Source organism: Marisediminitalea sp., assembly GCF_984433645.1.
Window position 1 is genome coordinate 1 of sequence record NZ_CFIDRX010000131.1, and the last position, 12,370, is coordinate 12,370.

At 50.3% G+C, this 12,370-nt stretch carries 13 protein-coding genes and 1 pseudogene; 11 read left to right on the forward strand and 3 right to left on the reverse strand.

Translation table 11 applies throughout. From position 1 onward, the window contains the following. Window positions 1-298, reverse strand: a pseudogene (locus AC4MRN_RS15100) (Fis family transcriptional regulator); the annotation flags it as partial. 237 nt (window positions 299-535) lie between these two features. Between AC4MRN_RS15100 and AC4MRN_RS15105 the strand changes: the two are divergent. The 7 genes from AC4MRN_RS15105 (at window position 536) to AC4MRN_RS15135 (ending at window position 8,785) form a co-directional block, all read left to right on the forward strand. Next, a complete protein-coding gene (locus AC4MRN_RS15105; RefSeq protein WP_073324212.1) occupies window positions 536-1,825 on the forward strand; it encodes an NAD(P)/FAD-dependent oxidoreductase in 1,290 nt (429 codons plus the stop codon). Further along, entirely contained in the window at window positions 1,815-2,396 is a 582-nt protein-coding gene (locus tag AC4MRN_RS15110) for a Tll0287-like domain-containing protein (RefSeq protein WP_491203732.1), read from the forward strand. Before AC4MRN_RS15105 ends, AC4MRN_RS15110 begins: the two co-directional genes overlap by 11 nt. Before the next feature lie 444 nt (window positions 2,397-2,840). Beyond that, window positions 2,841-4,415, forward strand: coding sequence for a cytochrome ubiquinol oxidase subunit I (locus tag AC4MRN_RS15115; protein ID WP_491203733.1), 1,575 nt, complete (start codon window positions 2,841-2,843; stop codon window positions 4,413-4,415). Next, a complete protein-coding gene (cydB, locus tag AC4MRN_RS15120) occupies window positions 4,412-5,548 on the forward strand; it encodes a cytochrome d ubiquinol oxidase subunit II (RefSeq protein WP_073324215.1) in 1,137 nt (378 codons plus the stop codon). Before AC4MRN_RS15115 ends, cydB begins: the two co-directional genes overlap by 4 nt. 11 nt (window positions 5,549-5,559) lie before the next feature. Next, window positions 5,560-5,673: a cytochrome bd-I oxidase subunit CydX gene (cydX, locus tag AC4MRN_RS15125; protein WP_073324216.1), complete on the forward strand. Its 114-nt coding sequence runs from the start codon at window positions 5,560-5,562 to the stop codon at window positions 5,671-5,673. Then, window positions 5,670-7,289: an ATP-binding cassette domain-containing protein gene (locus AC4MRN_RS15130; RefSeq protein WP_491203734.1), complete on the forward strand. Its 1,620-nt coding sequence runs from the start codon at window positions 5,670-5,672 to the stop codon at window positions 7,287-7,289. Before cydX ends, AC4MRN_RS15130 begins: the two co-directional genes overlap by 4 nt. Beyond that, complete coding sequence (locus AC4MRN_RS15135) at window positions 7,286-8,785, forward strand: ATP-binding cassette domain-containing protein (protein ID WP_491203735.1); 1,500 nt, start codon at window positions 7,286-7,288, stop codon at window positions 8,783-8,785. The genes AC4MRN_RS15130 and AC4MRN_RS15135 overlap by 4 nt, the downstream gene beginning before the upstream one ends. A 14-nt stretch (window positions 8,786-8,799) precedes the next feature. Here AC4MRN_RS15135 and AC4MRN_RS15140 read toward each other — a convergent pair whose 3' ends face one another. Together AC4MRN_RS15140 and AC4MRN_RS15145 are read right to left on the reverse strand one after the other, a co-directional pair. Beyond that, window positions 8,800-9,126 carry a YkgJ family cysteine cluster protein gene (locus AC4MRN_RS15140; protein WP_073324219.1) on the reverse strand — a complete coding sequence of 109 codons (327 nt, stop codon included), beginning with the start codon at window positions 9,124-9,126 and terminating at the stop codon, window positions 8,800-8,802. Between the two features lie 94 nt (window positions 9,127-9,220). After that, a complete protein-coding gene (locus AC4MRN_RS15145) occupies window positions 9,221-9,595 on the reverse strand; it encodes a VOC family protein (RefSeq protein ID WP_488799211.1) in 375 nt (124 codons plus the stop codon). A 162-nt stretch (window positions 9,596-9,757) separates the two neighbouring features. Between AC4MRN_RS15145 and AC4MRN_RS15150 the strand changes: the two genes are divergently transcribed. The 4 genes from AC4MRN_RS15150 to AC4MRN_RS15165 are packed head-to-tail and all read left to right on the forward strand — an operon-like array spanning window position 9,758 to window position 12,082. Next, complete coding sequence (locus AC4MRN_RS15150; protein ID WP_073324221.1) at window positions 9,758-10,723, forward strand: CsgG/HfaB family protein; 966 nt, start codon at window positions 9,758-9,760, stop codon at window positions 10,721-10,723. Then, entirely contained in the window at window positions 10,720-11,043 is a 324-nt protein-coding gene (locus AC4MRN_RS15155; protein WP_490402069.1) for a hypothetical protein, read from the forward strand. The genes AC4MRN_RS15150 and AC4MRN_RS15155 overlap by 4 nt, the downstream gene beginning before the upstream one ends. Then, on the forward strand, window positions 11,040-11,408 hold the full coding sequence (locus AC4MRN_RS15160; protein WP_073324223.1) for a DUF4810 domain-containing protein: 369 nt from the start codon (window positions 11,040-11,042) through the stop codon (window positions 11,406-11,408). The genes AC4MRN_RS15155 and AC4MRN_RS15160 overlap by 4 nt, the downstream gene beginning before the upstream one ends. After that, on the forward strand, window positions 11,405-12,082 hold the full coding sequence (locus tag AC4MRN_RS15165; protein WP_155013412.1) for a GNA1162 family protein: 678 nt from the start codon (window positions 11,405-11,407) through the stop codon (window positions 12,080-12,082). Before AC4MRN_RS15160 ends, AC4MRN_RS15165 begins: the two co-directional genes overlap by 4 nt. Window positions 12,083-12,370: the final 288 nt, after the last annotated feature.

Consider the following 12,370-nt stretch of genomic DNA (forward strand, 5'->3'; position numbering starts at 1 on the left):
CCGGTTTCATCAGAATATCGCAGTAGGTGCGACCTGCAGCGGTATTGTGAATATGCACTACGCTGCTGGGGCGTAGGGTTAGTTTACTCTGGGTCAGCGGGCAATCTTCGCCGTGCTTATCGCATGGTCCGGGGTTGTTGTGTGACACGGCGTAACACGTGCTGGTACCAACAGTGACCTCGGTATCGTAGGTTTCCCGATAAGCTTCGTTGACAGCCTGAATGACATAGTCGGGTGTAATAAAAATGGCGGGCTTGTCGATGGCATTGATCATCGATTGGATCAGTGATGCGTTCATGGCCCCTCCCGGTACGACATTTTTGGCAAAGTTAAGCAGTTGAGCGCTGTCAAATTTGGCACAGCTATTTCTCAATCTCAACTACTTACGATAAAGATATAATATAAATCTAATATAAACAGCAGTGTAGCAAGTAAATCCGGTGTTGGCACGATAATTGGTAACACAGTGTTAACAACTAACCGGCCGTTAACGCTGAACAGACATACACGGCCCTACAAAACAAAGAGAACGACTATGGCAAAAGTAGTGGTGTTAGGTGCCGGGACAGGTGGCATGCCCGCAGCCTATGAAGTAAAGGAAGCCCTGGGTAAAGATCATGACGTACTGATGGTCAATGAGCGTGAAGAGTTTCGGTTTGTGCCATCAAACCCCTGGGTGGCGGTAGGCTGGCGAGAGAGCAGTGCGGTAACCATGCCCATTGAAAAGTACCTGTCGAAGAAACACATCGGCTTTAAATGCGCACGAATAGACAAGATTGATGCAGAAGCTAATCTGCTGATTTCGTCGGAAGGCGAAGAAATTAGTTACGACTATCTGATCATTGCCACAGGGCCAAGACTGGCTTTCGACGCCATTGAAGGTGCAGGACCGGACGGCTTCACACAGTCTGTTTGTACGCTTGACCATGCTCAGCACTGCTACAGCGACTTTGAAAAATTGGTAGCTAACCCTGGGCCGGCTATTGTTGGTGCGTTTCAGGGCGCCAGTTGTTTTGGTCCGGCGTACGAATATGCCTTCATTCTGGACAAAGCCCTGCGCGACGCGAAAATTCGTCACAAAGTACCGATTACCTATGTGACCAGTGAACCCTATATTGGCCATTTGGGGTTGGGAGGCGTGGGCGATTCTAAATCCATGCTGGAATCGGAGCTGCGCAATCGCAACATAAAGTGGATATGCAATGCTCAGGTCGACAAGGTCACAGATGGCGTTATGCACATTAGCGAATTGAATCGCAAAGGCGAAGTGGACTTTACCTACGAGGAAGCGTTCAGGCATTCCATGCTAATTCCACCTTTTGGCGGCGTTCCTGCAGTTGCCAACGTTGAAGGGTTGTGTAATCCCAAAGGGTTTGTGATCACGGATGAGCACCAGCGCTCACCGAAATACCCCAATATTTTTTCGGGGGGTGTTTGCGTTGCGATACCGCCGGTTGAAACCACGCCGGTACCCACAGGCACGCCAAAAACCGGCTACATGATTGAAACCATGATGACGGCCATTGCGCATAACCTGAAACGCATTATTGTCGATAATCAGGCCCCCACCGCTAAGGGCACCTGGCATGCCATTTGCCTTGCAGACATGGGAGACACCGGCGCAGCATTTGTCGCGATGCCGCAGATTCCGCCGCGTAATGTAACCTGGTTTAAACAAGGAAAATGGGTACATCTGGCTAAAATTGCCTTCGAGAAATACTTCATGCGAAAAATGAAAACCGGTACCAGTGAGCCCGTCTACGAAAAGTATGTGTTGAAAGCCCTTGGCATTGAACGATTGGAGCAGGATGGCCATGACAAATAAGACTGCAAGATTATGGGTGTTCGCCGCCACCTTCGGCATTTCTAACACTATGAGTATGACGTTCGCTGATACGCTGAATGAAGCTGAGTTCGTCAGCCAGGCCAAATCGAAATCCATGGCACTGGGTGGTGAACTTAAACAGGCGTTACAGGCGGCAATAAAACAAGGCGGTCTAACCGAAGGAATTACGGTGTGTAAAGATCTGGCCCCTCAGTTGGCTGCCAAATACAGTGTTGACGGCTGGCAGGTTGGCCGAACATCGTTAAAAGTGCGCAACCCTGAAAATGCCCCTGATGCCTGGGAAACGGATGCACTAAACGCCATGGAAAAAGCCCTGGACAGCGGTATGCCTCCTGCACAACTCGTGCATGCACAGACTGGTTCAGCGTATGCGGAGTGGCGCTACATGCAACCTATTGTTACCCAAGCTGTTTGTCTGAACTGCCATGGCGCTTCTTTAACGCCAGCGGTGAAACAGGCCCTAGAAGCACAGTACCCCCAGGATCAAGCGACCGGGTTTGACGCAGGGCAACTTCGAGGGGCCTTTACCGTGCGCTTTGAGCGAAATTAACCATGCAATTGTTATGAACAAAGGGCAGGCACGCCTGGCCCTTGTTCAGCATCAGCCTTCCTGTGCAGTACTTATCACTCTACTTACCACGCTCTCTTTGATTACGGTCAACATCACCTTCGCCAATCTTGGTTAGTCTCTTCTCACTGCCTGGCAGCGTACCGCAACGACACATCTGACAAAGCATTGTCATTTTTGTCATTGCGGTAAACGCAATATCTGGTTTGTGCCTGAAGTTTAGCGCGCTATTCATATTTTTATTAATTTTTTCAGTGCCTTATAGATTAATTAATGATTGGCGCAGGTTATGCAAAGTGGTGTATTGAGTTAGATGTTGTACGAGCAGTTGATGAGGAAACGTCGACTGTTCGAGATACCCCGGCCTGAAAAGGCGCTTTGTGCGGGTAAAGAAAGCGTTTTTAATTTTCCGAAGGAGAGAGTCCCATGAGCGATACGTTAATAGAACTATCGCGGTTACAATTTGCTTTAACAGCAATGTTCCACTTTATATTTGTACCCCTCACGCTGGGGATGACCTTTCTGCTGGCCATCATGGAGTCTGTGTATGTGATGACTGGCAAAGAGATCTACAAACAAATGACCCAATTCTGGGGAAAGCTGTTTGGTATTAACTTCGCCATCGGTGTGGCTACCGGCCTGACCATGGAATTCCAGTTCGGCATGAACTGGTCTTATTATTCGCATTACGTGGGCGACATCTTTGGTGCACCGCTGGCTATCGAAGGCTTAATGGCTTTTTTCCTTGAGTCTACCTTCGTGGGTTTGTTTTTCTTTGGCTGGGACAAGATGTCCAAAGTGAAGCACCTGATGGCGACCTGGCTGGTGGCATTGGGGTCTAATTTCTCGGCGCTGTGGATCCTGATTGCCAACGGCTGGATGCAACATCCAATTGGTGCTGAGTTCAATACCGAAGCTATGCGTATGGAAATGACCAGTTTTTCAGAGGTTATTTTTAACCCTGTTGCTCAGGTTAAGTTTGTACATACCGTTTCTGCTGGTTATGTAACCGGCGCTATCTTCGTACTGGCCATTTCCAGTTACTACCTGTTAAAGCACAAACATATCGCCTTCGCGCGACGCTCATTCGCCATTGCAGCCAGCTTCGGTTTGGCGTCGGTGCTATCGGTAATTGTACTGGGCGACGAAAGTGGCTATGAGTTGGGTGATGTGCAGAAAGTAAAATTAGCTGCGGTTGAGGCAGAGTATGAGACTCATGAGGCGCCGGCAGCCTTTACACTTTTTGGTATTCCTAACGACGACACCGAGCACACGGATTATGCCATCCAGATCCCGTGGGCCATGGGTATTATTGCCACTCGCTCGCTGGATGAAGAAGTCACAGGTCTTAAAGACCTAAAAGAGATCCACAGGGTGCGTATCCTGTCTGGTGTCCAGGCTTACAAACAGTTAGACAAGGTACGAGAAGGCACGGCAAGCGACGCTGAACTGGCGATGTTTGAACAAAACAAAGGTGACCTGGGTTATGCCTTGTTACTGGAGCCCTTCACGGATGACATTACCCAGCCTACACCGGAAGCTCTGGAAAAAGCCGTAGACTACAGCATTCCGCCGGTAGCGCCATTGTTTTACAGCTTCCGCCTGATGGTTGTTTCCGGTTTCTTAATGCTGGCCCTGTTTATCTGTGCATTCTATTACAGCACTAAACACCAGATCACTAAGCCTCGCTGGTTGCTAAAGGCCGCGTTGTGGAGCTTGCCCTTACCCTGGATTGCCTCAGAAGCTGGTTGGTTTGTGGCTGAGTATGGTCGTCAGCCCTGGTCGATTGCCGAAGTACTGCCAGTGCACACCGCGGTCTCAAATTTGAGTGTGTCAGACGTCGTGACAACATTGGTTGCGTATACCCTGTTCTACACCGCCATGTTCATTATTGGGTTCTATCTAATGAAGAAATACGCCAAACAAGGGCCGGTACCGCCGGAAGATAAAGCTGCTCTGGACAGTGAAATGGGCCTTGATATCGAAGGAGCAAAAGCATGATTGATTATGAAGTACTACGGGTAATTTGGTGGGTACTGGTTGGTGTACTGCTAATTGGCTTTGCCATCACCGATGGCTTTGACTTGGGAGTAGGTGCACTGCTTACTCTGATTGGTAAAACCGACGACGAACGCCGGGTGATGATTAACACCATTGGTCCGCACTGGGATGGCAACCAGGTGTGGTTTATTACCGCGGGTGGCGCTATTTTTGCGGCCTGGCCGATGATTTACGCTACCGCGTTTTCCGGGTTTTATTTAGCCCTTGCGTTAACGCTGATTGCCCTGTGGATGCGCCCGTTAGGCTTTGATTTCCGCAGTAAGCTACCTGATAAACGCTGGCGTTCTAGCTGGGACTGGGCGCTATTTGTGTCAGGTGTCGTCCCGTCGCTGATTTTTGGGGTGGCGTTCGGCAACCTGCTGTTAGGTGTACCTTTTGAACTGGAACCCACGCTTAAAGCTACGTATACCGGGTCTTTCTTTGGCTTGTTAACCCCGTTTGCTTTGTTGACCGGGTTAGTGTCGGTGGCCATGCTGCTTAATCATGGCGCTACCTGGCTGCAAATGAAAACCGACAGCTTCATTCAGGTACGCGCCAGAGCGGTATCGGTGATCCTATCGTTAGCGACTGTTGCATTGTTCGCACTGGCAGGAGTCTGGGTGGCATTTGGTTTAGACGGCTTCGTGATCACGTCTGTGGTTGATACCGCCGCAACCTCTAACCCGCTTAAGAAAGAAGTGGTGATGGAAGCGGGTGCCTGGATGAACAATTATGGCAAGTATCCGTGGATGGCTGTCGCACCGGTGCTGGGCATTTTGGGTGGATTAGCCTGTGCATACTTCTCAAAAGCCGGTAAAGGCGGCTGGGCGTTTGTTAGCAGTTCAGTCATGCTGGCTGGTGTGATTCTGACAGCCGGGTTCTCCATGTTCCCGTTCCTGATGCCTAGCGTGACTATGCCTGCAGCCAGCCTGACAGTTTGGGATGCGACATCCAGCTTACTGACGCTGAAAATCATGTTCGGCGTGGCCTGTATCTTTGTTCCCATTGTGCTCGGATACACTGCCTATGGGTTTTACGTTATGCGCGGTCGTGTGAAAAACAGCGACCTTGATTCGTCTCACGCGATTTATTAAGGAGTACTTTTATGTGGTATTTCACTTGGATATTAGGGGTATTACTGGCCTGTTCCTTTGGCATCATCAACGCCATGTGGTTAGAATCAACTGAAAACATGGACCGTCCTGAAGAAGACTCGTGACCGAAACGCCTACACTTGCAACCTGGTTTCGCACCACGGTAGAAACACAGGGTGTTGCCTCGCGCAGCACCCTGTATACGTTGGTGGGGCTAAAAACCTGCCGCATTGTGATCATGATTGCTGGCTTCTGGCTGTTTGCGCACATGATGCACTCGCTGGTGGTATTGGCCACTGCACCGTCTATGGCTGACTGGATAGGTTTGTCGGTTGCATTGTTACTGGCCTGGTTGCTTCAGGGCGAAGCGAATCGGCGAACGCTGGACGCTAAAACACAGTTATTGCAAGATCTTGAGGTGCGTTTTGCACGCCATCTGGCAATCGGGCAGCTAGCCATGGTGAGTCAGCAGGGCCCTTATTACTGGCAATCCTTGTGGTTGCATCATATATCCGCCCTGGCGAATTGGCGTTACGACTACCAGGTACAGCAATATGTAGCGGTACTGGCACCGATAATCGCACTGGCTGGGTTGTCTATGGTGAATTGGCTGATTGGTCTAAGTTTGCTGATCACCCTACCGATTGTTCCGCTGTTCATGGTGCTGGTTGGTAAAGGGGCCGCGGCCCAGCAGCGCAAACATTTCACCGCCTTGACCCGTCTGGGCAGTTTGTTTACCGACAGGTTAAAAGCACTTCCTTTGCTGGCCACATACCGTGCCCATGACAGCGAACTGGCGCTGCTTAAGCAAGCCAGTGACGACTTAAATGATCGCACGATGAGCGTTGTGGGGGTGGCGTTTTTATCAAATACTGTACTGGACTTTTTTTCGACGGTCGCTGTTGCGTTGGTGGCGGTGTTTATTGGTTTTACCTTACTGGGCGAATTCGCAGTTGGACCGGTGATAAACCTGCACCATGGGCTCTGGTTATTGCTTACTGCACCTTTGCTGTTTTCCGAGCTGAAAGCGCTGGGGCAGTACTATCATCAAAAAGCCGAAGCCGAATCGGCCCAGTCCAGCCTGGGGCTGTGGGTCGAGGTTATTCCCAATGAGGCACTGGATGCCGCTTTGAACAAAGCCAGGGTATTTGATGAGCCCCAGCAATTTTCGCTTCGACATGAGAAAGCGCTGATATCTGCGACGAATTTAGTACTGTGCCCTGGTGACAAGGTTGCTGTAAGCGGACCGTCGGGGAGTGGTAAAACGATACTGTTGCAAGCCCTGGCAGGACAGTTTCAGGCTGGCTATTCGCTGCCTTGTAAGGTAGCCCTGCTAACGCAGCAGCCCGTTTTGTTGCCGATGAGCGTGCGTGCCAACCTGGAATATCAACAAGCCCATACCACCTCTGTTCTCTGGCAGGTGTTGGCGCAGGTAGAACTGGATGATTGGGTACGCACACTGCCACAGCAACTGGATACCCCCTTACATGAAACACCGGCAATTTCTGGTGGCCAGGCGCAACGTCTGGCGCTGGCAAGAGTACTGTTGAGTGAGGCGCCGGTGTGGCTGCTAGATGAACCCACAGCGCATTTGCCTGCCGAGCAACATGCCCAGATAAGTGAGCTCATTCAGCGTTTATCTGAACAAAAAACAGTGTTGTGGGTGTCGCACAAGCCTTTGCCTACGGCGTGGTTTACGCGTTTTTGGCAAGTAAAAGCGGGCGAGGTATCGGTGCAATGATGGCCTTTGCTTCGGTGTTACTGGCGGTGGTACATGGCCTGGCTGGTCTGGCTATTTTGATTGTATCGTCCTGGTTTATTGCTGCGTGCGCGATCGCTGCTCCCGGGTTTAATTACATGTTGCCTGCCGTGGTGATCAGAGCATTGGCGCTGCTGCGCATTGGCAGCGGCTATGCCCATATGTGGGTGGGTCACAAACACCTGTTGGGATTAACGGCACGATTACGAATTTCACTTTTCGCCCGGTTGCACTCGCAAAAAATTAACTCGCGTGGCGAGGAAGTTGAGGCGCTGGCAACCCACACCGAGGCGATCGCCGCGCTGTGGGTGGGTTGGGTCTCCCAGCAAGCGTCAGCAGTAATGATGCTGTTGGTTTCCTGTATTAGCTTGTGGTGGTTGCATGTACCACTGGGTGGTTGGGCGATTGCACTAGCGGTTGTTTGGCTAAGCGTAATGGTTATTTTATGTGTGTTGGGACTTACTTACGCAGAAGAGATTGCCAGTCAGGAAGTGAAGTTTCGAACGCAATCTGATGTACAGCTCTCAAGTGCGCCTATCTGGCATTTAAAGTCGGGCGATTCACTCCTGCAATCGTTGCCAAAAGCAACGTCACTCTGGCGCTCGAATTTGTTATTACAGCAACGCGTGTTGCAAGCGCAATGGGTGTTTCAGGGCGGAGCATGGCTGCTTTTATTAGCTAGTTTGCTGGGGTTGGTGCATTTCTCTAAAGCCACGGAACTAGCGGAGCCTTTATTGCTTATTGTGCCAATGCTGTTGCTAAGTGCCGGAGACTGGCTGGGACGAAGTTTTCATACGCAACCTGCTCTGAACAAAGCGGTGCAGGGGCACAAAGTGCTGAACGCCTTGCCAGCCTCTTCACTCGCAACGTTGTCCTTGTCTACTAGCACCGGGTCGGTTGTATTGGCCGGGTTTGGTTCGGTTAACGTACCTGAGCAGGCTATCAGTGCAGAGTTACCCGAACGTGGGCTAGTGTGGGTCACAGGATCCAGCGGCAAAGGTAAATCACAATTATTGCAAGCCATTGCCGGGCTGGAAGCGAGCCGTGGAAGTCGTGCATACGCGGGTCAGGTGCTATCCCCTGGGCTGGTGAGCGGTTGGTTGTATCTGGAGCAACAGCCATTGGTGATGGCGGCCACGCTGAAACACAACTTGTGTTTGGGGCAGTCTTTCAGACACACAGAGCTTGAGCATGCATTGGTGACGGTGGGGTTGTCGTACTTATCCGAGCCTGGCGAATGGCTAGGTCCGGGGGGCAGGCAGTTATCGGGTGGCGAGCGAAAGCGACTGAATATTGCACGAGCACTGTTGCACGGTGGACCCGTGTGGCTGGTAGATGAGCCGTTTGAAGGCCTCGACTTGGAGGCAGCGTCACTCATCATGTCGGTACTGCAAATGAGTGCCAAAGACAGACTCGTGGTGATTGCCAGTCATGTGATCCCAGAACACACTACGCCGGCGCTTACCCTCAGGCTGTAGCAGAGTGGCAGCGTTCAAGCTGCCACAATGGGGATCTGGTCGGTTGTTATACCGTGTTTAAAACGGGCTTTCAGGCACTGTGCCGAGCCAGCCTCGAACTCCCGGCATGTTGAAGAACGCTGGGCATAGATACCACAGGCTACTTGTTGCCCAATATCTCCCTGGAGGGCGTCGCAACGCGGTTGCGGTCGGTTGGTGCCTTTCATGGCAACCCGGGTAGGTGATATTTTTTCTGTTAACTCAGTTGGTACTGTTCCGCCCGTGAAAGGGTCGGCTTCTGACCAGTAAAAAGACACGCGAAAACTTGCGCAACAAGCGCCACAATTCACGCAAGACAACATAGTTCCTCCGTTGCTACCAAAGACGGTAAAAAAGCGGATTATGCCATCTGATTTGATCTCTGGAAATTAAAATAAAATCAATTATAACAATGCTTTATTTTAACGAGTGCAACCCAATCAGGTTGCCTTCGGTGTCTTTAGCCAGACTGACAAAACCATATTCACCGATGGCGAATTTTTCGCGTTCCAGTACACCGCCGGCCTCAACTACTCGTGACGCTTCTGTCGCGCAATCTTCACAGGAAAAATACACCACAGTGCTGTTGTTGCCGGCTTTTACCGCTGGGGACGATACCAGCGCTCCTGAGCTGCCGTAGCTTTCCATATCCGACGGGAAACCATACATTGAAAACCCGTCTACCGGGTCGACCATGCTGGTCAGGCTAACGTTCAATACTGTTTCATAAAAGGTTTTAGCGCGTGACATGTCGTCGACATAAATTTCAAACCAACCAATGGGATTGTTCATCTTCCGTTCACCCTTATTTCACTATAGTCATCGTAAAGTACTCACTGCTGCAAAAAAATATATACGTTAGGTTAAACTTTTTTACAAATTACGATTCTTAGCTTTAGCGCCTGTGTGCTAACGTGATTGACGTATCCACTTGGTAATAATAGGAAAAATGACATGAGGATGTTATCCAATAAGCTGTTCATTGCCGGTCTGCTAACCGCAACAACATTAGGCGGTTGTACCAGTGCTACTCGCGGTGTTGTGAACCCGACTCCGGCTCCCGCGCCGCAAATTAGCCCGGTATTGCAGGAAGAACAATTAGGTTTGAAGCGCGTAGTGGCCATTGCGCGATTTTCTGACGAAACAACCAGAGCGAATAACTTTCTGGTCGACAAACAAGGTAACCGATTGGGTAAACAGGCTTCTGATATTCTGGCCAGCCGCCTTACCGCAACGCAGAAATTCATTATGTTAGAACGCGATGCGATGGAAGACGTAATGAAAGAAGCCAAACTCGATGGCGAGCCGCTGGACGAGGTGGGGGCTGATTATATTATCGTGGGCTCCGTGTCCGAATTTGGCCGCAGCAATGAAAGTGAAGTGGGTGTTTTCAGCCGCAACCGCATTCAGGTAGCAACTGCGACCGTCAATGTGCGATTAATCAATACCCGTACTGGTGAAATTGTGTATGCCGAGGAGGCGACAGGCCAGGCGCAGAGCGAAGCTAACCAGGTACTGGGCGTGGGGCAAACTGCTGGATACGACACCAGTCTGGATGATCGCGCAATATCTGCTGCGATTTCGAAGCTGGTAAGCAATGTGATGGAAAACCTGTTAGATGCGCCATGGCAAGCGTATTTGGTTGGGCAGCACAATGGCCAGTGGTTAATGACTGGTGGAAAGTCGCAGGGCATTGAAAAAGGCCAGCGTTTTACGGTAGTCACACCGGGTAAGCTGGTAAAAAATCCACAAACAGGCATGAATATGGAGCTGCCAGCCTCTGAAGTCGCCACCATCGAAGTGGTAGGCTTTATGGGAAGTGGTAACAATGAAATGTCGCTGTGCAGTCTGGTTAACGGCAATGTGAACAGCGAACGATTAACGGATTATCGCGTACGTGAAGAGGAGTCAGCGCTATGAAATTTAACTTCTTTGTAAGCGTGATTGTAGCGCTTGTTTTGTTGTCCGGTTGTAGCAGTCAGTTTCAACAGGCCACACAAGTAGATGACCAGGCTGTGATCCAGTTCATTGGTGATTTGGATGGATACACTCTGAGTATTAATGATCAGCCTATTCCTCTGGATAACGTTGAGTCTTTTAGCCTGAATGGCGAGACGGCCACACAATTTTCTGTCGGCAGCGGCACCCATGTTGTTGAGTTGCGCAAAGGCGGGCAAACTCTGGTGAAACGTAAGATTTACGTTTCCAACGGCAACGTATTTGAGGTGCGCATACCGTGAACTTAGCCAGAACATCGTCCGTTCTGGTAATTGCAATAATCGTTCTGAGTGGGTGTGTGAATACTCACTCACTTTACTATTTTGGCAATTACTCAGCAGCATCCTACGCTTACAAACGCACGCCTACTGCGGAAACCCGCGCAGAACTCAAACAAAGTTTACTGACCATTATTATTGAATCGGAACGACGAGAAAAACGGGTGCCACCCGGAATTTATATTGAACTGGCAATAATGGAGTTTGAAGATGATCGTCCCGGTCGGGGGAATCAGTATCTGGCTTCAGAACTTGCTTTGTATCCTGAATCCGCGACGTTGGTTAATCGGCTTAGTGCACAGATGGCGCCCAAGGATGGTGAGGAATGAAGAAATTTTACCCCTTCATTGGCGTACTGGTATTGCTGGTGTTGCAAGGATGTGAGTCGACTTCGCGCTCATACACCAAACGAGACGCTTATCCTTTGATGTACGAAGAGGCCGTCAAAAGTATTCTCGTTGTGCCCGCAGTAAACCAGACGACAGCAGCCGACGCGCCGGTATTGTACGCCACTACCGTATTACCGCCGCTAGCGGAAGCAGGATACTATGTTATGCCCATTCCGGTTGTAGAGCAGCTGTTTCAGCAGCAGGGTATCACCGACGGCTCGCAACTTCGCGAGGTTGATACCGCGCAATTCAAAAATTTGTTTGGTGCTGACGCGGTATTGTTTGTGACGATTGTACGCTGGGACACCAGCTACTATGTGACCGGCGGGAATGTCTCTGTAGGGTTGGATTTTACACTGGTATCTACCACCACCTCACAAACCATCTGGTCGCAGGCTCAAACGCTGAATGTTGAAACATCGGGGAATTCCAACGACTTATTAGTCAGCATTATTGCGACAGCGCTGAATACGGCGTTTACGAAATATATCGATTTAGCTCACGATATAAATGGCGCAGCTATTCGCCAACTCCCTGTTGGACCTTACCACCCGAACCATCGACAGGATGGAGAGGAGCCTGTAAGTCAAACGGGGCGTGTGGTAAACCGCTAACGCAAACAGCAGGTAATTTAGGGCCTGTTAGTCAAACAGGCCCTGGTTCCTTACCTGCTTTTTTTAAATATGTTGCCAGCAATGTGGCAAACCTCTTGCTCTTCCTGCCTTAGATTATTCGCAGAATCCATATTTTCTAACAGGCAAGAGTGACGCATGAGTAAAATACAAATCACGTCTTTTTTTCACGAGCCCACGTTTACCGTGACTTACGTGGTTGCAGACCCGGCGACAAACGCCTGTGCGATCATTGATCCGGTGATGGACTACGATGCCGCGTCGGGCACA